Annotated in this window: 22 protein-coding genes; 8 read left to right on the top strand and 14 right to left on the bottom strand. The window is 69.8% G+C overall.

The annotated features are described in order from the left end of the window. Window positions 1–30: 30 nt before the first annotated feature. Window positions 31–690, bottom strand: coding sequence for an NBR1-Ig-like domain-containing protein (locus ACZ6O0_RS26105; protein WP_465767599.1), 660 nt, complete (start codon window positions 688–690; stop codon window positions 31–33). Window positions 691–833: 143 nt separating this feature from the next. Between ACZ6O0_RS26105 and ACZ6O0_RS26100 the strand changes: the two genes are divergently transcribed. After that, on the top strand, window positions 834–1,514 hold the full coding sequence (locus ACZ6O0_RS26100; protein ID WP_465767598.1) for an SH3 domain-containing protein: 681 nt from the start codon (window positions 834–836) through the stop codon (window positions 1,512–1,514). 57 nt (window positions 1,515–1,571) lie between these two features. Here ACZ6O0_RS26100 and ACZ6O0_RS26095 read toward each other — a convergent pair whose 3' ends face one another. Together ACZ6O0_RS26095 and ACZ6O0_RS26090 are read right to left on the bottom strand one after the other, a co-directional pair. Continuing rightward, on the bottom strand, window positions 1,572–2,294 hold the full coding sequence (locus ACZ6O0_RS26095) for an alpha/beta fold hydrolase (RefSeq protein ID WP_465767597.1): 723 nt from the start codon (window positions 2,292–2,294) through the stop codon (window positions 1,572–1,574). A 29-nt stretch (window positions 2,295–2,323) separates the two neighbouring features. After that, window positions 2,324–3,373, bottom strand: coding sequence for a LacI family DNA-binding transcriptional regulator (locus tag ACZ6O0_RS26090; RefSeq protein ID WP_465767596.1), 1,050 nt, complete (start codon window positions 3,371–3,373; stop codon window positions 2,324–2,326). A 110-nt stretch (window positions 3,374–3,483) separates the two neighbouring features. On the opposite strand from ACZ6O0_RS26090, the gene ACZ6O0_RS26085 reads away from it, so the two are divergent. The 3 genes from ACZ6O0_RS26085 to ACZ6O0_RS26075 all read left to right on the top strand — a co-directional run bounded on the left by ACZ6O0_RS26085 (window position 3,484) and on the right by ACZ6O0_RS26075 (window position 6,670). After that, window positions 3,484–4,446 (top strand): carbohydrate ABC transporter permease, encoded by a 963-nt coding sequence (locus tag ACZ6O0_RS26085; protein WP_465767595.1) that lies wholly within the window; start codon window positions 3,484–3,486, stop codon window positions 4,444–4,446. Continuing rightward, a complete protein-coding gene (locus ACZ6O0_RS26080; RefSeq protein ID WP_465767594.1) occupies window positions 4,427–5,356 on the top strand; it encodes a carbohydrate ABC transporter permease in 930 nt (309 codons plus the stop codon). The genes ACZ6O0_RS26085 and ACZ6O0_RS26080 overlap by 20 nt, the downstream gene beginning before the upstream one ends. A gap of 129 nt (window positions 5,357–5,485) precedes the next feature. After that, the gene (locus tag ACZ6O0_RS26075) at window positions 5,486–6,670 is read left to right on the top strand and encodes an extracellular solute-binding protein (protein ID WP_465767593.1); all 1,185 of its coding nucleotides are present in this window, start codon (window positions 5,486–5,488) and stop codon (window positions 6,668–6,670) included. 2 nt (window positions 6,671–6,672) lie between these two features. Here the strand turns inward: ACZ6O0_RS26075 and egtD are convergent, their stop codons facing one another. The 5 genes from egtD to ACZ6O0_RS26050 all read right to left on the bottom strand — a co-directional run bounded on the left by egtD (window position 6,673) and on the right by ACZ6O0_RS26050 (window position 11,781). Further along, the gene (gene egtD / locus ACZ6O0_RS26070; protein ID WP_465767592.1) at window positions 6,673–7,638 is read right to left on the bottom strand and encodes an L-histidine N(alpha)-methyltransferase; all 966 of its coding nucleotides are present in this window, start codon (window positions 7,636–7,638) and stop codon (window positions 6,673–6,675) included. Next, the gene (gene egtC, locus ACZ6O0_RS26065; protein ID WP_465767591.1) at window positions 7,635–8,396 is read right to left on the bottom strand and encodes an ergothioneine biosynthesis protein EgtC; all 762 of its coding nucleotides are present in this window, start codon (window positions 8,394–8,396) and stop codon (window positions 7,635–7,637) included. Before egtC ends, egtD begins: the two co-directional genes overlap by 4 nt. Further along, on the bottom strand, window positions 8,396–9,733 hold the full coding sequence (gene egtB, locus ACZ6O0_RS26060) for an ergothioneine biosynthesis protein EgtB (RefSeq protein ID WP_465767590.1): 1,338 nt from the start codon (window positions 9,731–9,733) through the stop codon (window positions 8,396–8,398). Before egtB ends, egtC begins: the two co-directional genes overlap by 1 nt. Further along, window positions 9,730–10,956 (bottom strand): glutamate-cysteine ligase family protein, encoded by a 1,227-nt coding sequence (locus ACZ6O0_RS26055; protein ID WP_465767589.1) that lies wholly within the window; start codon window positions 10,954–10,956, stop codon window positions 9,730–9,732. Before ACZ6O0_RS26055 ends, egtB begins: the two co-directional genes overlap by 4 nt. Window positions 10,957–11,121: 165 nt before the next feature. Continuing rightward, on the bottom strand, window positions 11,122–11,781 hold the full coding sequence (locus tag ACZ6O0_RS26050; protein ID WP_465767588.1) for a (2Fe-2S)-binding protein: 660 nt from the start codon (window positions 11,779–11,781) through the stop codon (window positions 11,122–11,124). Between the two features lie 59 nt (window positions 11,782–11,840). Here ACZ6O0_RS26050 and ACZ6O0_RS26045 point away from each other — a divergent pair, with 59 nt between their 5' ends. Further along, complete coding sequence (locus ACZ6O0_RS26045; RefSeq protein ID WP_465767587.1) at window positions 11,841–12,485, top strand: hypothetical protein; 645 nt, start codon at window positions 11,841–11,843, stop codon at window positions 12,483–12,485. Window positions 12,486–12,562: 77 nt separating this feature from the next. Here the strand turns inward: ACZ6O0_RS26045 and ACZ6O0_RS26040 are convergent, their stop codons facing one another. The 5 genes from ACZ6O0_RS26040 to folP form a co-directional block, all read right to left on the bottom strand. After that, window positions 12,563–13,483, bottom strand: coding sequence for an alpha/beta hydrolase (locus tag ACZ6O0_RS26040; protein WP_465767586.1), 921 nt, complete (start codon window positions 13,481–13,483; stop codon window positions 12,563–12,565). A gap of 90 nt (window positions 13,484–13,573) precedes the next feature. Continuing rightward, window positions 13,574–14,179: a TetR/AcrR family transcriptional regulator gene (locus tag ACZ6O0_RS26035; RefSeq protein WP_465767585.1), complete on the bottom strand. Its 606-nt coding sequence runs from the start codon at window positions 14,177–14,179 to the stop codon at window positions 13,574–13,576. A gap of 15 nt (window positions 14,180–14,194) precedes the next feature. After that, entirely contained in the window at window positions 14,195–14,899 is a 705-nt protein-coding gene (locus tag ACZ6O0_RS26030) for a class III extradiol dioxygenase subunit B-like domain-containing protein (RefSeq protein ID WP_465767584.1), read from the bottom strand. Then, the gene (locus ACZ6O0_RS26025; RefSeq protein WP_465767583.1) at window positions 14,899–15,642 is read right to left on the bottom strand and encodes a pyrimidine reductase family protein; all 744 of its coding nucleotides are present in this window, start codon (window positions 15,640–15,642) and stop codon (window positions 14,899–14,901) included. The genes ACZ6O0_RS26030 and ACZ6O0_RS26025 overlap by 1 nt, the downstream gene beginning before the upstream one ends. Further along, window positions 15,639–16,520 carry a dihydropteroate synthase gene (gene folP / locus ACZ6O0_RS26020; RefSeq protein WP_465767582.1) on the bottom strand — a complete coding sequence of 294 codons (882 nt, stop codon included), beginning with the start codon at window positions 16,518–16,520 and terminating at the stop codon, window positions 15,639–15,641. Before folP ends, ACZ6O0_RS26025 begins: the two co-directional genes overlap by 4 nt. 116 nt (window positions 16,521–16,636) lie before the next feature. Here folP and ACZ6O0_RS26015 point away from each other — a divergent pair, with 116 nt between their 5' ends. Genes ACZ6O0_RS26015 through ACZ6O0_RS26005 form a run of 3 tightly spaced genes read left to right on the top strand, consistent with a single transcriptional unit; the run spans window position 16,637 to window position 19,661 of the window. Next, window positions 16,637–17,953: an L-fuconate dehydratase gene (locus tag ACZ6O0_RS26015; RefSeq protein ID WP_465767581.1), complete on the top strand. Its 1,317-nt coding sequence runs from the start codon at window positions 16,637–16,639 to the stop codon at window positions 17,951–17,953. Further along, entirely contained in the window at window positions 17,950–18,702 is a 753-nt protein-coding gene (locus ACZ6O0_RS26010; RefSeq protein WP_465767580.1) for an SDR family NAD(P)-dependent oxidoreductase, read from the top strand. Before ACZ6O0_RS26015 ends, ACZ6O0_RS26010 begins: the two co-directional genes overlap by 4 nt. Next, complete coding sequence (locus tag ACZ6O0_RS26005; RefSeq protein WP_465767579.1) at window positions 18,699–19,661, top strand: aldo/keto reductase; 963 nt, start codon at window positions 18,699–18,701, stop codon at window positions 19,659–19,661. Before ACZ6O0_RS26010 ends, ACZ6O0_RS26005 begins: the two co-directional genes overlap by 4 nt. A gap of 13 nt (window positions 19,662–19,674) precedes the next feature. On the opposite strand, the gene ACZ6O0_RS26000 is transcribed toward ACZ6O0_RS26005, so the two are convergent. Continuing rightward, window positions 19,675–21,066, bottom strand: a complete 1,392-nt coding sequence (locus ACZ6O0_RS26000) for a PucR family transcriptional regulator (RefSeq protein WP_465767578.1) — start codon at window positions 21,064–21,066, stop codon at window positions 19,675–19,677. Window positions 21,067–21,188 lie beyond the last annotated feature (122 nt).

Here is a 21,188-nt window from a genome sequence, read left to right as displayed (position 1 = left end):
AGCAGGCCAAACACGCCAAGGGGGTAATCCCTAGAGTTCGTAGACGGTGAAGATCGTGCAGTACATCGGCGGTGACTCCAGACCGGGGTAGTACAGCCGGCCGGCCTCGTCGGTGATCTTGAAGTATGCCGTCGACGCGCCGACCTGGGACGGCGCCTGCAGCGTCATCGACACGCTCACGATGTCGCCCGGCTCGGCGTCCGGAAGGCGCTCCTGCAACGGCGACCGCAACCACCCGGGCGCCCCGGCCGCGCCCTGCCGGGTCAGCCGGCGGTCGCGCCACGGCCGCTCGCCGCTGTTCCGGATCTCCCACATCTTCTCGAACGACTGGTCCCGGCAGACCCGCGTGCCGTCCGGGACTGTCTCCCCCACGAGTTCGGCGCGATCCTCGGGGTGGTGGTCGATCGGGACGGATCCACCGAGGAGCACCGGCTGGACGTGCCGCCGGATGTCGCGCTGTGACATGTCGCGCCCGGCCCGGACGGCGGCGTCCAGCTCCATCAACTGATTGACCAGGGCCTGCCCGGCCCCGAACGAGGCGTCGTACCACTCGATCAGCTCGCGGCTGGGCTTGGTGTGGCCGCGCTCGACCCGGGACAGGTGGCCCTTGTCCCAGCCGGACTCCGCGGCCGCCCGGCTGAGCGGCACACCGAACGCTTCCCGGAGCTCGCGCATCCGGGAGCCGATCACAAAGCGAGCCTGTGCAGGCCTCACAGCGCACTCCCGGGGACTCAGCACTCGATCGTTGCCCACTGCGACAACACCGTAACCCTCTGATTCTCTGTAAGTCAGTGCCAGTTCGCCACTCCCCGAGCGAAAAGGACAAACCGCCCATGCGTACCGCCCTCTTACGCATCACCACCGCCGTCGCGCTCCTCCTCGGGGGCGCCACCCTGACCGCCCTCCCCGCGAGCGCCGCGACCGGCACCGTCGTCACCGACAGCGGCCTCGGCGTCACCATCCGGTCCGGCAACGCGACCACCTTCGGCGCGGTCGGCACCCAGCCGAACGGACCGGTCGAGATCGACTGCCAGATCTACGGCGAGCCGGTCACCGGCAAGTTCGGCCGCAGCCTGATCTGGGACCACGTCCCCGGCAAGGGCTTCATCTCCGACGCCTACGTCAACACCGGCAGCTCCGGCCTGGTCGCACCGCTGTGCACCAGCAACCCGCGCGCCGACAACGCCATCGCCTGGTACGCCGCCCGCAACGGGTCGACGGCGTTCCAGGGGTACTGCGAGATGGCCGCCGAGAACTCGTACGGCAAGACGGCCATCTGGGCCTCCGCCAAGGCGGACTGGAACGACGCCGTGGCCCGCGGCGTCGCGCACCGCGGCGACCTGAACCCGCCGAGGGGCGCCCTGGTCTTCTGGGACCTCGCAGCCCCTTACGGCCACGTCGGCGTGGCCCGCGGTGACGGCTACTTCTGGGCCACCAGCGTCAACGGCAAGATCGGCCTCGCCAAGCTCCCGTACTTCTCCAGCTACCTCGGCTGGGCCTGGCCGAACTTCTGACGATCACCCGACCGGCCACCACCCGGAAGACGAGCACCCGGACGCGCGTTCCGCCCCTCACGCGTCCGGGTGCTCGACCCTGTCCAGCCAGTCGGTCACGAGGGCGCGATACACCGCGTCGGTGTGCACGGGGAGCTCGTGCCCCTCGCCGTCCAGCACCGCATAGGTCGCTCTGGGGTAGTCGTCGAGGACGGACCACGCGTCCGCGTAGCCGGTCATGGTGTCCAGACGACCGGTCACGATGAGCGTCGGGCGCTCGAACCGCCCGGAAGGATCTTCAAGAAGTGCGTACGTCGAGACTTCAGCCTGGATCCGTCCGAGGAAGGCGAGATCGGCCTGCGCCTCGGCGACGTCGTAGTACTTCCGCTGCTTCTCGTGCCACGCCGTCGTCTTGGTGGGCTCGTCGGTCGGCAGCGTCCGCTGCGTGCGGTCCACGACGATGCCGGGCACGCGGAGCAGGAGACCGAGGACGCGGGACGGGTCGCGTTTGATGATGCCGCGGGCGTGCAGGCCGCCGGCCGACGTACCCGCCAGCGCGAACGGCTCGTCCCCGACCACCTCGTCGATCAGGGCCAGGATCGCCGCGAGCATGCCGTCCTGGTCGACGATGCCCGGCACCGCGGGCGACTTCCCGGTCCCGGGTGGATCGACATAGATCCGCCGCCAGCCGGTACGGTCCGCGAAGATCGGCTCATGCAGGTCGCGTCCCTCACCGGCGTCGCCGCCCCAGCCGGGCAGGAAGACGATCGGGCGGCCGGCACCGAAGGACTCGTAGTGCATGCGACGACACTAGCCACGGAGGCAGTGGCTCACCGCGCCATTCTCTTCGCAGCAGAATCCGGCGAACGCTCGCCGGAGCCGCGCTGGATCAGGGCGCACGGCAACACGATCCGCTGCGGCGGACGGGTGTCCGCCCCCGAGGCGCGATCGAGCAGCAGCCGCGCCGCACTGCGGCCGAGCTCGGCGATGTCCGAGGCAACGACCGTGACCGGCGTCGGCAGCATGTCGGCCAGCCGGAAGTCGTCGAAGCCCACCACCGCGGGCTCCCGGCCGAGCTCCCCCAGCGCCCGCAGCACACCCTCGGTGAGAAAGTTGGTCGAGGCAAAGATCGCGGTCGGCGGATCGGTCCGGAGCATCACCTCGCGGGTCGCCTTGGCTGCGGCTTCCGCGTTGCCCTCGGGCAGCTGCACGACGAGCGATTCGTCGACGTCGATCCCGGCGGTCCGGTGGGCGCGCCGGTACCCGCGCAGGCGTCGCCCGGTGGTGTAGTACGACGGCGCGAGCAGGATCGCGATCCGCCGATGTCCCTGCGCCAGCAGGTGTTCGGCGGCGAGCCGGCCGCCACCCTCGTTGTCGACCATCACGATGTCGGCCTCGAGCCCGGTGGCCGGCCGGTCCACGAACACCACCGGTACGCCGGCGCCCACCAGGAACGAGTGGTCCCCCTGGTCCGGCACGATCATCAGGCCGGCGACCTGCCGGCTGACGAGCTCCTGGATCGCCCGCTTCTCACCCTCCGGGTCCTCGTCGACACTGCCCAGCACGACGGCGAACCCGGAGTGCCCGGCGACCTCGAGCGACGCCTTCGCGATGGTCGCGTAGAACGGGTTGGTCAGGTCACCGAGGACGAGCGCCAGACTCGACGACTTCTTCCCCGGCCGGAGCGCCCGGGCGACCTCGTTGCGCTGGAACCCGAGCTCCTCGATCGCGGTCCGGACCCGCTGCGCGGTCTCGTCCCGGACGCCGTGCCCACCGTTGACCACCCGGGACACCGTGCCCAGCCCGACACCGGCCCGGCGGGCGACGTCGATCATCGTCGGCCGGGTGGCCTCCGGCCTGCTTGGAAACGTTTCGGACACGGGGTTGACTTCCTTTTCACGACACGGCATCGTCACCCAACAGTAAAACGTTGGAAACGTTACCGTCCAGGAGGCACGATGAGTCGTTCTCCGATCGTGGTGAGGGAAGCGTGAGCAGACTGTCTTCCCCGGCGACCGGCCGCCGCAGGACCGGTCGCGGCCGCGGCGGGATGAGCCGGAACGCCGGCTCCGACACGAAGGCGGCGTATCTGTTCATCGCCCCGGGGATCATCGGGTTCACGGTCTTCGTGGCGTACCCGCTGATCCGGTCGTTCTACCTCTCGCTGACCAGGTACAACGGGCTGGTCGACCCGGTGTTCGTTGGCCTGGGCAACTTCCGGCGGCTGTTCACGGTCGATCCGGCGTTCTGGCCGGCGCTGCGCGCGACGGGGTACCTGGTGGTCCTCTACGTGCCGTTGTCGCTGATCCTCGGGCTCGCGCTGGCCATGTTCTGCAACCAGCGGTTCGCCGGCGTCCGGGTCGTACGGACGTTGTCCTACCTGCCCGTCGTACTCCCGGCGGTCGCCACGATCACCTTGTGGAAGTTCATCCTCGACCCGCAGGTCGGGCTCCTGAACACCGTTCTGGACCGGCTCGGTCTGCCGACCAGTCTGTGGTTGCAGAGCCCGAAGATGTCGATGCCGGCCGTCGTCCTGGTGATGTTGTGGGGCGTCGGCGGCACGATGATCATCTTCCTGGCCGCACTGCAGTCGGTGCCGACCGAGTTGTACGAGGCGGCGCGCGTGGACGGCGCCGGGCCGTGGTCGGTGTTCTTCCGGATCACCATGCCGATGATCAGCCCGATCATGTTGCTGCAGGTGATCCTGCAGACGACCGCCGCCCTGCAGACGTTCAACCAGCCGAAGATCCTGACCAACGGCGGGCCGGGATTCAGCACCAACGTGCTGATGCTGTCGATCTACAAGAACGGCTTCCCCAGCCTGGGCCAGATCCCGCAACTGGGCTACGCCTCGGCGCAGGTCTGGGTGCTGTTCGTGATCATCATCGCCGTGATCGCCCTGACCGCGAAGTTCTCCTCGCTCTGGACGTACAGTGACAACACTCCCGACTGAGACCGCCGAAGCGACCGCGCCGACGGTCGGCACCGAGCCGCCGGCCCCGCCGCCGCCCGCGAAGAAGAAACCCCGCCTGGTCGGTACGACGGCGTGGTACGTGGTCGCGCTGTTCATCTGCGCGGTGATGATCGTGCCGCTGCTGTGGATGATCACCATCGGCCTGAAGAGCCAGACCGCGGTGTTCGACATTCCCCCGAAGCTGCTGCCGCACGAGTGGAAGTGGAGCAACTTCATCGAGGGGCCGAAGGCGATCCATTTCCCCCGGCTGCTGCTGAACTCGATCATTATCACCGCGCTCAGCGTGCTCGGCGGGGTGATGACCGCGATGATGGCCGGCTACGCGCTGGCCCGGTTGCGGTTCCCCGGCCGGAAGGTGTGGTTCTACCTGTTCGTCGGCAGCATGCTGCTGCCGGGTGTGATCGGGCTGATCCCGTTGTTCCAGCTCTACAAGAGCATCGGCTGGTACGACACCTGGCTGCCGCTGATCGTGCCGGCGTTCCTCGGCGGGAACCCGTTGTTCATCTTCCTCGCCCGGCAGTACTTCCTCGCGATCCCGTACTCGATCGACGAGGCGGCCAAGATCGACGGCGCCGGGCACCTGCGGATCTTCGTCAGCGTGATGCTGCCGCTGACCCGGCCGGCCTGGCTGACGATGGCGATCCTGGCCTTCCAGGCGTCGTGGAACGACTACCTGAACCCATTGGTCTACCTGTACTCGTCCGGCAAGTGGCCGCTGTCGGTGGGCATGGCGTCGTTCATCTCGCCGTTCGCCGGCAAGACGCCGGACTGGAGCTACTACATGGCCACCAACCTGCTCTACATGCTGCCGCCGCTGATCGTCTTCTTCGCTGCGCAGCGCTACTTCATCCAGGGCCTCGGCTCGCTCGGCAGCACGACCCAGAAATAGAGGGGATCTCCTGTGAAACGCACGCTCTTTGTTACAACGTTGGCCTGTGCCGGGTTGCTGACCGCAACAGCCTGCAGTGGCTCGGATTCCGGTGGCGGGTCCAGTGACGGCCCGGTCACCGTGACCGTGATGACGTGGGAGTCGGCCCAGACGAACGCCGCGATCAAGAAGGCACTGGCCGACTTCAAGGACGACAACATCACCGTCCAGTTGCTCGACACCCCGGCCGGCAACTTCGGCGACAAGCTCGCTTCACTGACCCAGGCGAAGAAGCTGCCGGACCTGTTCTGGTGCGGCAACGACACAGAGCAGCAGTACACCTCGCAGGGGCTGCTGGTCGACTGGAGCAGCAAGATCAAGGACGGCGACGGCGACTTCAAGGCCGACAAGTTCGTCGGCTCCGCGATGGAGAACTGGAAGACCGCCGACGGCCAGATGGGCGGCCTGCCGTCGCTGATGAACACGTACGGCGTCTGGTACAACGAGGACGCGTTCACCGCGGCCGGCCTGCCGGTGCCGAAGGCCGGCTGGACCTGGGACGAGATGTACGCCGCGGCCGCGAAGCTGGCGAACAAGAACGGCGCGAAGTACGGCCTGGTCGCCGACCAGCTCACCTCGCTGGACGGCCCGTTCACGATGAGCATGTACTCCGTCTCGGCCGGTGGCGCACCGTTCACCGACAACGTGAACCACCCGACCAAGGCCGAGGCCGACGCGAAGTACACCGAGGGCGTGCAGAAGCTGATCGACGCGATCAAGAGCGGATCGGTCTCACCGCCCGGGTACGACGCCTCGAACGTGCAGTCGCTGTTCTCCGCGGGCAAGGTGCCGATGATGTTCGGCGGGCAGTGGCTGGCCGCCGGGTTCCAGACCGACAAGCCGAAGGTGAAGTACGGGTTCGCTCCGTTCCCGCAGGTCGACACCCCGACGACCCTGTACGACTCGGTCGGCATCTGCACCCCGCAGTACACGAAGAACCAGGACGCCACGTTCAAGGTGCTCGAGTACCTCAACACCAAGGTGTGGGACGCCGTGCTGCCGGCCTCGCCGGTCGCGCCGCCCGCCTACACGCCGGCGCAGGCGAGCTACTTCGACGCGCTGACGAAGGCGCAGCAGACGACGGTCGTCGACACGGTCAAGGCCGATCTGGCCGCGGAGAAGACGGTCGGCGTCCGGTTCACGACGCAGTGGGCGCAGCAGGTCGGTGACCTGACCACGGCGAACTACCAGCCGATCCTGAGCGGGAAGAAGCCGATCTCCGAGCTGCCGGCGTACATCGACAAGATCAACGGTCTGATCAAGTCGGCCGGCTGAGGTCAGACGGCCTGCCAGAGTGACAGGGCGAAGCGGGCTTCCGCATCGGTCCACCACGCGGCCGAGGTGAAGCCCGCTTTGTCCAGTTCCGCCGCCACGCCGTGGCGGTGGAACTTGGCGGAGATCTCCGTGTGCAGATCCTCGCCCGCGGCGAACTCGACCTCGAGGTGGACCTCCGGGATCAGCACGCGCATCGCCCGGTCGGCCCGCAGCCGCATCTCGATCCACTCGTTCTCGGCGTCCCAGATCGCTACGTGACTGAACGCCTCCACGTCGAAGTCCGCGCCCAGCTGGCGGTTGATCACCCGCAGCACGTTCCGGTTGAACTCGGCGGTGACACCCGCGCTGTCGTCGTACGCCGCGACCAGCGTCTTCGGATCCTTCACCAGATCGGTCCCGAGGAGCAGCCACTCCCCCGGCTCGAGGACCTCGCGGATCGATGCGTAGAAGGTCTCGCGCTCGGCCGGGAGAAGGTTGCCGATGGTCCCGCCGAGGAACGCGACGATGCGCGGCGGATCGCCGGGAAGCTTGTCGAGGTGGGCGGTGAAGTCACCGACCACGCCGTGGACCTCGAGCGCCGGATAGTCGGCGTTGATCGCGTCCGACGCGTCCCGCAGCGCCGACTCCGAGACATCCAGCGGTACGAACGTCGTCAGCGAGCCGCCGTCACGCAGGCCGTCCAGCAGCAGCCGGGTCTTCTCCGACGATCCGGATCCGAGCTCGACCAGCGTGTGCGCCTTGGTGATGGCCGCGATCTCCCCGGCCCGGGTCCGCAGGATCTCGCGCTCGGCCCGGGTCGGGTAATACTCCGGCAGCCGCGTGATCTCCTCGAACAACTCACTCCCGCGAGCGTCGTAGAACCACTTCGGCGGCAGCCACTTAGGGCTAGCGGTCAACCCCGCCCGAACATCGTCCCGCAAAGCCCGCGCGGCATAGTCCGGAGTCAGATGTACGTCGATGAGGGTCACTCTCGTCCTTCCATCGGGGTGATCTGGAGTGTTGTGCCGGTGGCCACGAGGAGGGAGCGGTCGGGGACGGGGGTCCAGTCGCCGGGGCCGAAGGGCTCCGAGCTGACGGTCACCGAGTCGGTGGTCCGGCGGACTGTGAGGGAGTGGGTCCAGGAGGTGGCGACCAACTGCTCGCCGTCGGTGAGCAGGATGTTGAGACGTGAGCCGGGTGCCGCCGCCTCGACTTCCTGGACGACGGCCGCCACCGCGTCGGCCGGTGGGACCCCGTCCGAGAGGCGGTTGGCGATGAGCGCCCACAGCAGTGCGGAGTCCACCGGCGCGTCGAGCTGGAGCAGGTCGGTGACCGGGAGCCGCTCGGCCAGCTTCTGCGTCGACTCCGGCCAGCCGGGGACCCGTCCGTTGTGGCTGAACAACCAGTTGCCGGCCATGAACGGCGCGACCGCGGACTGACCGTACGCCATCCCGACGGTCCCGTTCCGGACGGCGGCGATGACGGCGCCGGACCGGATCGAGGCGGCCAGGCCCGGGAGGTTCTCGTCGGTCCAGATCGGCACGTTCCGCCGGTACCGCACCGGGCGGCCGTAGACGGCGGCGTCCCCCTCGGGGAACCAGCCGAGGCCGAAGCCGTCGGCGTTGACGGTCCCGCCGCCGCGCATGTCCGCGGGCGCCCAGCTCTGCTCGAACAGGGAATGCGACGGCTCGAGGACCAGCGAGGCGAGGGTCACCGGCGGGCCGAGGTAGGCCAGGTGGCGGCACATCAGTCGTGCAGCTCCTCAGGACGCGGGTCGCGGGCGCACCGGAAACCGGCGAAGATCTGCCGCCGGATCGGGTAGTCCCAGTTCCGGAAGGTGCCTCGGGCAACGACCTCGTCGGTGCCGAAGGAACCACCGCGGAGGATCTTGTAGTCGGGCCCGAAGAAGACCAGCGAGTACTCGTCGTAGGGCCAGGCGCGGAACCCCGGGTACGGCGTGAAGTCGCTCGAGGTCCACTCCCAGACGTCGCCGATCAACTGCTCGACACCCAGCGGTGACGCACCGGCCGGATACGCGCCGACCGGCGCCGGGGCGAGATGCCGCTGGCCGAGGTTCGCGTGCTGCGGTCCCGGGCTCTCGTCACCCCACGGGAACCGCCGGGTCCGTCCGGTGGCCGGATCGAACCGCGCCGCGAACTCCCACTCCTCCTCGGTCGGCAACCGCTTCCCGGCCCACCGCGCGTACGCCTCGGCCTCGTAGAAGCAGACGTGCATCACCGGCTCGTCCAGCGGCAGCCGCTCCCGATGCCCGAACCGCAGCCGCCACCACTCACCGTCGGCGAGCTCCCAGAACCGCGGCGCGACCAGCGACGCCTTCCGCACGTGCGCCCAGCCGGCCTCGGACCACCATTGGGGATCGTCGTACCCACCGGCGAGCACGAACGCGAGGTAGTCGCCGTTGCTCACCGGCGCGGTGTCGATCACGTACGGCGCCACCCGGACGGCGTGCGCGGGCCGCTCGTTGTCCAGCGCCCACGGCTCGATCGACGTCCCCATCTCGAAGACCCCGCCGGGCACCAGCACCTCGGTCCTGGCCAGCTGGCGTCCGGCCGGTGGCGGCGGCGCGTCGAGCACCGGCGCACCGACGCGCAGCTGATGGGTCGCGAGCATCGTCTCGTCGTGCTGCTGCTCGTGCTGCGTGATCATCCCGAACGCGAAGGCGTTGTCCACGAGCTCACGGCCGCCGTCGAACTTCACGTGATCCAGGACGTCCAGCACCTTGTCCCGCACCTCGGTCACGTAGGACCGCGTCTCCGCCGGGCCGAGCAGCGGCAGGGCCGGCCGATCCGCTCGCGGGTGCATGAACGCGTCGTACATCTCGTCGATGTCCTGGCGCACGGGATCACGTCCGCCGACGTCGCGGACCAGCCACAGCTCCTCCTGGTTGCCGACATGCGCGTAGTCCCAGACCAGCGGCGACATCAGCTTGGAGTGCTGCTTGACCAGGTCGTCGGTATCGACCGCGTCGGTGAGCTGCACCGTCCGCGCCCGGGACCGCTCGAGCTGCTCCGCCACGAACGCGCGCAGGCCCTCGGGGGAGAGTTCGGACAGTTGGTGATTCATGAAGCTCGCCTTCCATGGGTGTCGTCGACGATGCGCTGCAGCCGGGTCTCGACTGCGGCGACGAGTTCGGGGTCCGCGCCGGTCCGGTCCAGGACTTCGGTGCCCAGCTCGACCACGTCGCGCGCGGCCTGCAGGACCAACTTGTCGTCCAGCCCTTCGCGAGCCGCGGGGAACCAGCGGCCCGCGGCCGGCTCGGCCGCGGCCAGCGCCTGGTCGATCACGGCCGGGTCGGACATCAGCGCGGTGAGCAGCAGGGTCGGGGCGATCCACCCGTCGGCGGTCTGCGCGTCGAGGTAGCGCACCTCGAGATACCCTCGCGGCCGCACGGGTGGGAACAGTGTGGACAGGTGGTAGTCCAAGTCGTCGTACGTCGGTCTGTCGCCGGGCAGCTGCCCGTCCGCCCAGGCGCCGAACGTCAGTCCGTCCGGTGCGTCCCAGGTGTCGCCGCGGCGCAGGCACAGCACCGGCGCTTCCATCGCCGTCCGCGCCCACGCGGCAGCCGGATCGCCGTCGAGAGGCGGTGGCTCGGTGAACGGGGCACACGTGCCGAACGTCGCCTCGGTCCGGGCCGAGGCCCAGCCGGTGTCCGCGCCGGCCCGGCGGCGCGAGTTCGCGAAGAGGGCGACGAGAGCCGGGCCGAGATCGTGCAGCGCGCGCCAGCGGAGCGCGGCCTGGTCCTTCTCACCGGCGTCGAGGCAGATCTGCAGGCCCGCCGTACTGCACATCATCCGTGGTCCGTGCGGGCCGAGGCGCTGGAAAGCGTGCTCCATCGCCGCGTAGCGCGGGACGGTGAGGATGCGGCGGGGCGTACGGAAGGGATCCAGGCCGTGGGCGCCCGGAATCAGGTCCGCATCGAGAAGGAGGGACGTCAGCTCGGCCGCGTCGGCGGCGGTGTCGTCGATCAGCCGGGGAATCGAATCCACGGCCGGGCCGGAGATCTCTACCTGGCCACCGGGCTCCACAGTGACCAGAGCGCCCCGGCCGAGCGGCAGCTGCGGACTGCCTCGCACCAGGGTCGCGGGCGCGTGCACGCCCAGGGCCTTGCTCAATCGATCGGCGTCGAGGGGCCGCCGCGGATCATCCGCGTGATGCACGGTCCATTCGAGTTCGACGCCGAACAGCCGGGGAGGACCGTGCTTGAAACAGACCATCGCGACATAACCCTCCGCCTCGGCCCGGGAGCCGATCGGAGTCGTCGCCGGAGAACCACCGGGCGAGGTCACGACTGCGAACCTAACCCCGGACCAGAGGCCGGACAACCGACGTGGGATTACCCATCGGTGACGCCTGAGGAAGATGACGAGTCATGCCCGCCATGTTCCCCGCCACCACCGACAGTTTTCCGGCCGGATCCGGACGTGGGTGGGCTGTTCCGCTCTGAGCGAAATTCAGCGGAAGCGTGGGCAGGTGGTGCAGGCGTTCACGTTCGGCAGCACGTAGAAGTAGCAGCAGGACGTGCGCAGCTTGTCCTCCAGCGACACCCCGAACGCCTCGGCCGCGCGCTCCGCGTACGGGGCCTCGTCCGGTAAGCGGATCGCGGCCCGCACCTCGTCGTCGACGGCACCGAAGCGCTGCAGCGATCCGAGCTTCACCGCGGGCTCGTAGGAGTCCAGGAACGCAGTGGTGTGAGCCCTGAGTTGCTCTGCGGCAGTAGTGATTGGAACGACCGCTTTGGACAGCAGGGCGACCTCAGTCGGGTAGTGCGCGGTCGGATGCCGCCGGAACGCCAGTGCGGCCGGCGACACCTCCGGTGAGACCCCAGTAACCGCAGCACTCACTCCGGCGACCAGTGCGGGCACCTGGACGTACCACATCAGCGTGAACATGGCCGCGACCTGCACGGGCGGATCGATCGCGTAGTCCCGCGCGTAGTCGGCCGCTGCCGCCGTACGCCACCCGTACGTCGGATCGCCGCCGGCTTGCTGCTCCGCGACCAGCTCCGCACACGACACCCACTCCGGTCCGGGGACGGAGTCCGCCGTACGCACAGTCATCCAACTGACCGACTCAGCCAGGATGTCCGCGAGACGACTCGGGCTATAACTCACCCAGCCAGCCTACGATCCGCCACGCCGACCGCCGTGATTCCGTCGGTAGGGTCAGTGGGGTGACGGCTCTCAGCAGGTGGCATGTCGGTGCGTGGACGACGCGGGGGACTCGGGTGGGTGAGGCGTTCGTGGCGGGGGTGAGGCGGACGCCGGACGAGCTGAACTTCGATGTGGTGGGGTTGTCGCGGATTCTCGGGCGGCGGCAGTCGTTGCCGGAGGAGATGCTCGTGCGTCGGTGCCAGGCCGAGTTGCGGCCGACGGATCCGCGGCTGTGCGGCGTACAGACGCTCATGGATCCGACGCTGGCGACGGAGCTCGCAGAGCTGGCCGAGCGAGCCTTCGGCTGGATCGCCGACCGGGCTCCGGCCGGCTACGAGTTCGTCCTCACCGATGCGGTCGAGCTCCAGCCCGTCCTCGATCTCGACGCCGAGGTGGTTCCGATCGAGGCCGTCGTTGAGTTGGCAGCCACTCCCCTCCCCGCTGCCCGCCTGGCCGCGGCCCACGTACGCCGCTCACCCAACGGCCCCTGGTACGCCGGCGACGCCACCTGCAACTGGTCCGGCCCCCACGACTCCCCCACGGCCGCCCGCACCGCGGTCGAGACGGCCCGAGCCGAACTCGTCGACCAACTACGCGCCGCCGGCCGCGAAGACCTGGCCGCCACCGCACCCCGCTGGCCGGCGATCCCGATCGAGCCGGCCTAGTCCGGCCCGAGCACCACTCACGCGGCACCGGCCGCCCGCGCACCCTTCACGCCGTGAGCGGCGGCTGGCTGGGCTTGTTAGGTGGAGTGGGTGAGTGGGGGCTGGGTGGGAGCGGGTTGGTCGAGCAGGTGACGTCGGAGGAACGCGAGCTCAGCGTCGACTGTTGGCTCGTGGGCTTCCAGGAACGGGGCGTAGTGGCCGCCGGGGACTTGGAGGACTTCGGCTTGCGGGGTTTCGGCGGCGGCTTTGAGGGCTGGTGCGGCCAGGGCTGATTGGTCGTGGTCGCAGACGACGAAGAGGACGGGGCAGCGGGTCCGGGCGGCGTACTTGGCCGGGCGGTAGAACGCTGCCGGGAAGACGGAGCGGGCCGCGATCGACTGCTGCCAGTCGGGGTAGCGGTTGCCGGGGTTGAGGACCTCGTTGCTCAGCTGCGCATCCGGAGTGTTGAGCAGGGCGACGGTGCCGGGCGGGCCGGCCAGAGCGACCATCTTGGGAGGACGACCGAGCAGACCGCCGACCGTGTCGAGAAGACTCCGGCCGACCATCCTGAGTGCCGTCAACGGGGTCTGGTATCGGGAGGCGTTCCGCGTCGCGGCCGGACCGTCGACGTTCGCGGACTGGGCGATCGCCGCGGTGATCCCTGGATGTTCCGCGGCCAACTGCAGGATGTACCCGCCGGACAACGAGAACGCCCAGATCGCGACCCGGTCCACGCCCGGCAGCGTCGCGGCGAAGTCGATCGCCGCCCGCCAGTCGGCCAACTGATCGGCGATCCGCGCGACCTGACGCGGCTCCCCACCACTCTCACCGAGGCGCCGGTAGTCGAACGCGAGCACGCTGAACCCAGCCGCCGCGAACCGCTCCGCAAACCGGTCCGTCCCCGGCTCCTTCGTCACCCCGAACCCCCCGGCCATCACCACACAGCCGCCGTTCGACCCCGGGTAGTACCACGCCGCACACTCAACACCGCCACTGCTGAACCCCACCTTTTCGCGCATACCAGAAGTGAACCACGTGGTTCGCAAACTGTCCACGCTTGTACGCCGGGGCCGGCCAGGCGCGGGCTCCGTGGGACGGCCCACGTGGGCTCAGCTCGGCGCGGATTCCTCGCGTTCCAGGGCTCGGGTGAGGGCGGCGAAGCCGGCGTCGATGCCGGCGGCGTCTCCGCTGGTGCGCCACTCGATCAGGAAGCCGCGGAGGGTGGCGAGGATCAGCTCGGCGACCTCGCGTTTGCGTTGCTCCGGCCAGGTCTCGGGGCAGAGGGACAGCAACGCGGGCATGTACTGCTGCGAGGCCGACCGAGCCAGGTCGGCATACCGCGCCGCGTCGTACATGGCCAGGCCGATCGCCTGGTCCAGGACCCAGGATTCTTCGCCGATCAGGGCCGGCCAGATCGAGCGGACCCGGTCCGCGAGCGACCGGTCGGGCGGTCCACCGGCCGCCGCGAGGCTGCGGGTGATGCGGCGTTCGCGGAGTTGGAGGACGGCTTGGGTGAGGAGGTCTTCGGGGCCGTCGAAGTGGTAGAGAAGCACCTTGTGCGTCGTACCGGCGGCCTTCGCGGCGCGGCGCAGGGAGAAGTCGACGAGGCCGGTGGTGCCCAGTTCGTCGGCGACGCGGTCGAGCAGTTCGCGGCGCCGCGCCTCACCCCGCGGCGACTTCGCCGACCGCCGATATCCCGCGCGCTCCTCAGTCACCCGGACAGTATGCAGTCACCTCGGCGAGTGCTGCGTGAAACCGGCGACGAAGTAGCCGACGCCGTAGGGCGCGGCGTTGTAGGTCAGGTCGCCGGTGAACGCGGTTTCCCTGAGTGCGCCCGCGAGGACCTGCCAGGGTGCACGGCCGGCGGCTTGGAGCACGGTCGCCAGGTCCGGATCGAGCGCGGCCAGGACCTCCAGATCCACGCTCTGCAAGGCTTCCGCGACCGTGGTGTCGAAGATCTCGGCCCGCGGATGCAGGTGCGCCGGTGCGTGATCACTGCGGCGCGCCGACCCGTCGCCCATCACCAGCAGCCCGATCCGTTCGTTGCCCTCGGCAATCTCCCGGCCGAGACGCACGCACTCTCCCGGTGACTCGTCCGCCGCGACCGAGACCGACGTACGGCGGAGTCCGGCGACCTTGCTCTGCTCGACCAGCCAGGCACCGACCAGCAAGGACAACGGCAGCACGCGCTCGCCGTCCCCGACCCGCACCTGCGGAGCGCCGTACGGACCGAAGTCGCCACCGGCGGAGGCGTCGTACCGCCGGCCGGTCACCGGACCGGAGCCGACGATCGCCAAGCGATCGGCCTCCGCCAGCAGGTCGATCGCGGCCAGGCACGCGGCCCGGAGCGGATCGAGTTCGGGCGCGGCACCGAAGGCGAGCTCGGGCACGATCACGGGCGGATGCGGGCAGACCGCGGCGGCGACGATCGGCACTAGCCGGCCTCCCGCCCGTGGCGCAGGAACAGGAATCCGTCGTCGGTGGTCAGTGCGTGCAGCAGCGACAACGGGCGGGCCTCACTGGACGCCAGACCATCGGTGATCCGCCGCGCACCCGGCCCGGCCAGCAGCGGCGACACGGTCAGGCAGAGCTCGTCGACGAGATCCGCGGCGGTGAGCGAGCCGAGCAGATGCGGACCGCCCTCACACAGCACCTGCGTCAGCCCGCGCTCGGTCAAGGCCTCAAGAGCCTGGGGCAGATCTACCTTGTCGTCACCACAGACGAGCACATCCGCGACGTCGCCGAGCGCCTCCCGCTGATCGGCCGGTGACGCCGCACAGGTGATCACGATCGCCCGCGTCGGCGCCTCGGTGAAGACCGGACTGGTGGCGGCCAGTTCGAGCCGCGCGGACACCACGGCGAGAGTCGGGTCGCCCGGCAGACCGTGCTCGACCCGCCATGTACGCCGTTTGGCACCGAGCCGGAGCCCGCCGTACCCCTCCGCGCGCAGCGTGCCGGCACCGACGAGCACGACGTCGGCCAGCATCCGCAACCGGCCGAGCATGCTCTGATCGTCCTTGCTGGACAGGCCTCCGGACAGTCCCTCCAACGTCACCGCACCGTCGAGGCTGGTGACGAAGTTGACCCGGACCCGCGGCACCGAACGGTCCGCCACCGTATAGGCGGCGATCAGTTCGTCCTCGGTCATCTCGGCCCAGCCGGCCGCGTTCCGGATCACACCAAGCTCCTTCGGGTGTACGCCGGCGTCGCCGACTTCCGCAGTACGGCGATCAGGTCGAGAGCCTGCCGGGTTCCGGCGATGTCGTGGACCCGGAACACCCGGGCACCGAGCCAGGCCGCGACGCTGACCGCGGCCAGCGTCGCCGGACCACGACGGCCGGACGGCAGGTCCAGCGTCTCGCCGAGGAAGTCCTTGTTGGACATCGCCACCAGCACCGGCCAGCCGGTGGCCGCGAGCTCGTCGACCCGGCGGGTCACCTCGAGCGAGTGCAGCGTGTTCTTGCCGAAGTCATGGGTCGGGTCGATGACGATCCCGTCCGGTCGGACGCCGGCCGCAATGGCCCGCTCGGCCAAGGCGGTGGTCGTCCGGATCACGTCCGCCACGACGTCGTCGTACGCCATCCGGTGCGGATCGGTCCTGGGCTTGAGGCCGCCGACGTGGCTGCAGACCAGCCCGGCACTGCTGGCCGCGGCCGCCGCCGCGAGCTCCGGGTCATGGCCGGACCAGGTGTCGTTGATGAGGTTGGCACCGGCCTCGCCGACCCGGAGAGCGACTCCGCTACGGAACGTGTCGACGCTGATCAGGAGCTCCGGGTGCCGCGCCCGCACGGTGGCGACGAAGTCGACGGTGCGGCGGAGTTCCTCGGTTTCGTCGACGGGTTCGCCGTACCCGGCCTTGACGCCGCCGATGTCGACGATGTCCGCGCCGTCGGCGACCGCCTGATCGATCGCGGCCAGTGCGGCCTCGGTCGCGTACGTCGCGCCGCCGTCGAAGAACGAGTCCGGGGTGCGGTTCACGATCGCCATCACCGCGAACTCGTCCGGCCCGAACGACCGCCGTCCGAGCCGCAGCACACCACCAGTTTCCGGATCCACGCACCGACTCTAACCAGGCGTGGGGCGGAGCCCGGCAACGCCTACCAGTGTCGCTCGCGGCACATATCCTATAGGATTCCTCCGACAGTCCGCCCACAGCTGCAGATCGGGTCCTGATGCCACGATTCACCGAGTTAGAGACGTACGACGTCCGCTTCCCCACGTCGCTGGACCTGGACGGCTCCGACGCGATGAACACCGACCCGGACTACTCCGCGGCGTACCTGATCCTGCGCACCGACGCGGACGACGGGCTGGAGGGGCACGGATTCGCGTTCACGATCGGCCGTGGCAACGACGTGCAGACCGGGGCGATCGAGGCGCTCCGCGACCACGTGATCGGACTCGACCTGGACGCGACGCTGAACGACCTCGGTGGGTTCTGGAAGTCGCTCGTGCACGACTCGCAGCTGCGCTGGCTCGGCCCGGAGAAGGGCGTCATGCACATGGCGATCGGCGCGGTCGTCAACGCGGTGTGGGACCTGGCCGCCAAGCGGGCCGGCGTACCGCTGTGGAAGCTGCTGTCGGACCTGACGCCCGAGCAGATCGTCGACCTGGTCGACTTCCGCTACCTGACCGACGCGCTGACGCCGGAGGAGGCGCTGGAGATCCTGCGCGCCGCGAAGCCCGGGCGGGCCGAGCGGGAGGCGCTGCTGCGGGAGCGCGGTTACCCGGCGTACACGACGACGCCCGGCTGGCTCGGGTACGACGACGCCAAGCTGGTCCGGCTGTGTCACGAGGCGGTCGCGGAGGGCTTCACCCAGATCAAGCTCAAGGTCGGCGCGAACCTGGACGACGACATCCGCCGGATGCGGCTGGCCCGCGAGGCGGTCGGCCCGGACATCCGGATCGCGATCGACGCCAACCAGCGCTGGGATGTCGCCGAGGCGATCCGGTGGGTCGAGGCCCTGGCGCCGTACGACGTCTGGTGGGTCGAGGAACCGACCAGCCCGGACGACATCCTCGGGCACGCGGCGATCGCGCGGGCCATCGCGCCGATCCGGGTCGCGACCGGTGAGCACGTGCAGAACCGGGTCGTGTTCAAGCAGATGCTGCAGGCCGGGTCGCTGTCGGTCGTGCAACTCGACTCGGCCCGGGTCGCCGGGGTGAACGAGAACATCGCGATCCTGCTGCTGGCCGCGAAGTTCGGCGTACCGGTGTGTCCGCACGCCGGCGGGGTCGGGCTGTGCGAGCTGGTCCAGCACCTGTCGATGTTCGACTACGTAGCGGTGAGCGGGTCGGCCGACGACCGGGTGATCGAGTACGTCGACCACCTGCACGAACACTTCCTGGACCCGGTGGTGATCCGGGACGGGCACTACGTGGCGCCGGTGAAGCCCGGGTTCGGTGCTGAGATGGATGTCGAGACGCTGACCGACTTCCGGTACCCGAGTGGCAAGATCTGGACAGACCTGACAGAGGAGCACAAGTGACCGATTTCGCCGGCCTCCGCGCAGTAGTCACCGGAGGTGCCTCGGGCATCGGACTCGCGGCCGCGCAGCTACTGGCGTCCCGCGGCGCCCAGGTGGTCGTGTTCGACCTCAAGCCCGAGGTCGCCGAGCCCTTGACCGGGATCGCCGCGGACGTCACCGACGACGGCTCGATCCGGGACGCGGTCGCCGCGGCCGCGCTCAAGCTCGGCGGGATCGACATCGTGGTGAACAACGCCGGCATCGGCGCGCAGGGCACGATCGCCGCGAACGACGACGACGAGTGGCACCGCGTCCTCGACGTCAACGTGGTCGGGATCGCCCGGGTGACCCGGGCCGCCCTGCCGTACCTGCGCAAGTCCCCGGCCGCCGCGATCGTCAACACCTGCTCGATCGCCGCCACCGCGGGGCTGCCGAACCGGGCGTTGTACTCGGCGAGCAAAGGCGCCGTCCTCGCGCTGACGATGGCGATGGCCGCGGACCACGTGCGGGAAGGGATCCGGGTGAACTGCGTGAACCCCGGTACGGCGGACACGCCGTGGGTCGGCCGGCTGCTCGACGTGGCCCAGGATCCTGCCGCCGAACGCGCGGCACTGGAGGCGCGTCAGCCGATGGGCCGGTTGGTCTCGGCCGACGAGGTCGCGCACGCGATCGCGTATCTGGCCAGTCCGCTGTCGGGTTCGACGACCGGTACGGCGATCGCCGTCGACGGCGGGATGCAGAACCTGCGGCTTCCGGCGGCACGCTCATGAAGATCTTTCCGGACGGTCAGCGGGTCGGGCTCGGCGGTGCGCCGCTCGGCAACCTACTCGGTGAGGTGAGCGAGGCCGACGCGGTCGCCACCGTGAACGCGGCCTGGGACGAGGGCTGGCGGTACTTCGACACCGCGCCGCACTACGGGCTCGGGCTGGCCGAGGAGCGGCTCGGGGCCGGGCTGCGGGACAAGCCGCGGGACGAGTTCGTGCTGTCGAGCAAGGTCGGCCGGATCATCTACACGGCCGATTCGGAAGCCGTTGATGACGAGGGGTTCGCCATCAACACGACCCGTCGGCGGCGGTGGGACTTCTCGCGGGACGGCGTACTGCGGAGCATCGAGGACTCGCTGCGGCGGATCGGCACCGACCGGCTGGACGTGGTCTTCGTGCACGACCCGGACGATCATTACGAGGAGGCCGTCGCGACGGCGTTCCCGACGCTGATCGAGCTGCGCGACCAGGGGGTGATCGGCGCGATCGGGTCCGGGATGAACCAGACCGCGATGCTGACTCGTTTCGTCACCGAGATCGACATCGACGCGATCATGCTGGCCGGCCGGTACTCCCTGATCGACCCCGACGGGCTCGACGACGTCCTTCCCGCGTGCCTCGAGAACGACGTCCAGGTGGTTGCCGTGGGCATCTTCAACTCCGGCCTGCTGTCCCGGCCGCGCCCGACGCGGGGCGCCACGTTCAACTACGAACCGGCCGCGGAAGCCCTGCTGGACAAGGCGAATCGCATCGCCGACGTGTGCGAGTCGCACGGCGTCACCCTCCCGGCCGCCGCCCTCGCCTTCCCGCTCTTCCACCCCGCCGTCGCCGGCATCGCCGTAGGCTGCCGCACCCCCGACGAGGTCCACACCAACGCGGCCCTCGCCCGCACCGAGGTCCCCAAAGCCCTCTGGCCAGACCTGAAGTCAGCCGGCCTCCTCCGCGAGGACGCCCCAACCCCCTAGAGCCCCGGCACAACTAGGTTCTGGAGGTTCGGGAGGCTAAGTGGAGGGCTAGGCGTTCGTCGGGGTTGGCGAGGTCTACGCCCAGGAGGTGCTGGATCTTGGCGATGCGGGCGGCCGCCGTGTTGCGGTGGATGCCCAGGACGGCGGCTGTTTCGGCGAGCGAGGACTCCGTGTCGAGGTAGACGGCGAGGGTCGTCACGAGGTCGCCGGGTTGGTCTTCGATGGGGGCGAGCAGAGCACGGGCGGCCGGCTGGAAGGTGTCGGTGCGGGTCCAGGCCAGGAGGAGTTGCGCCAGGCCGAGCCGGTCCACATGCAGGAAGCGACCGGTTTCGGCTCGGCCCCGGGCCAGACCGGCCGCGTCACCCGCCTCGGCCAGCGAGCTCGCGATCCCGCTCGGACCCGGTGCGACCCGGCCGACCCCGACGTACGCGTCGACCGTCTTCACCAACCGCCGTTGGACGCGTCGGATGGCCGCGGCCTGTTGCTGGACCTGCGTCGCCGTGGGCTCGCGGGCGGCGGTGATCCACGCCGACCACCCGTCCCCCTGCTCGACCACGACCGCCTGCAGACCTTCGGCATCGAAGGCCTCCACCACATCGGCCCGTCGCCCCGCGACATCCACCGGCCCGTCTGCCCCGATCCGGATCCCCGTGTGCCACCCGTCCAGCTGCCACCCGAGGTCCACCGCCCGCCGGCGGGTAGCCTCCGACGGCTCACCGTGGAGCAGCTCACCGAGCAACGACGTACGCTGCCGGGCATCCCGCTCCAACTCCAGCCGCCGCAGTGCCAGCCGCTCCCCCACCGCCGGCGCCACGACCGTCAACACAGCCGGTACGGCGGCAACCTCAGCCGGCACCACGGCCGGCAACCGCGCCACCAGCCAGCACACCGGCCCGGCACCGAGCACCGACACCGCGATCAGCACCGCACCACTCGGCAGGTCCACCCGGTACGGCGCAGCCCAACCCACCGGAACTACCGGCAGCTCAGCCACCAGGGCAGCCCGCTCCTCGGCCCCCAACGCCTCCCCCGCCAGCGTGCCCCCGTCGGACCCCGCCAACGTCACCGGCCGATCCAGTACGGCGGACGCCGTACGCAGCACCGACGCCAGATCCGCGTCCGCACGCCGCAGTGCGGTGACAGCCCGCAGGACAAGGTCCGCCCGGACCACGCCAGGCTCGGCCGTCACCTTGTTCAGGTGCTCGTGAGCCGCGAGTGGATCGGTACTGCCCAGCACCGGCAACCGCAGCCGCTCGGCCAGCAACTGAGCTCCCCGCCCCAACGGCTCCACACCGGCCAGCAACACGGCCGCCGCACCTGCGGCCGAGGCCCGGCTGATCAGTGCGTCGATCCGCCAGTCGGTGTGGTCGGTTGCCAGCACCACAACCAGCAACTCCCCCGCCATCGGCGCAGGGTGCCCGGCAACGTCCATGAGCACGCGGGAGCCAGTCAGGGCGGGGCCTGGTTCCTGAGCTCCACCCAGTACGACGACATCGCGCCAACCGGGTGACGTCAGCATCGCGGTCA

It is taken from the genome of Kribbella sp. NPDC048837 (assembly GCF_055586945.1).
This window is presented reverse-complemented; position numbering and strand designations above follow the sequence as displayed.

What these genes read in the sequence shown, in the direction of transcription:
- ACZ6O0_RS26100 (WP_465767598.1), top strand. Translation starts at nt 834, where the DNA reads ATGCGTACCGCCCTCTTACGCATCACCACCGCCGTCGCGCTCCTCCTC.
- ACZ6O0_RS26000 (WP_465767578.1), bottom strand. Translation starts at nt 21,066, where the DNA reads ATGGCGGGGGAGTTGCTGGTTGTGGTGCTGGCAACCGACCACACCGAC.
- ACZ6O0_RS26015 (WP_465767581.1), top strand. Translation starts at nt 16,637, where the DNA reads ATGCCACGATTCACCGAGTTAGAGACGTACGACGTCCGCTTCCCCACG.
- egtB (WP_465767590.1), bottom strand. Translation starts at nt 9,733, where the DNA reads ATGAATCACCAACTGTCCGAACTCTCCCCCGAGGGCCTGCGCGCGTTC.
- ACZ6O0_RS26075 (WP_465767593.1), top strand. Translation starts at nt 5,486, where the DNA reads ATGACGTGGGAGTCGGCCCAGACGAACGCCGCGATCAAGAAGGCACTG.
- ACZ6O0_RS26005 (WP_465767579.1), top strand. Translation starts at nt 18,699, where the DNA reads ATGAAGATCTTTCCGGACGGTCAGCGGGTCGGGCTCGGCGGTGCGCCG.
- ACZ6O0_RS26095 (WP_465767597.1), bottom strand. Translation starts at nt 2,294, where the DNA reads ATGCACTACGAGTCCTTCGGTGCCGGCCGCCCGATCGTCTTCCTGCCC.
- egtC (WP_465767591.1), bottom strand. Translation starts at nt 8,396, where the DNA reads ATGTGCCGCCACCTGGCCTACCTCGGCCCGCCGGTGACCCTCGCCTCG.
- ACZ6O0_RS26040 (WP_465767586.1), bottom strand. Translation starts at nt 13,483, where the DNA reads ATGCGCGAAAAGGTGGGGTTCAGCAGTGGCGGTGTTGAGTGTGCGGCG.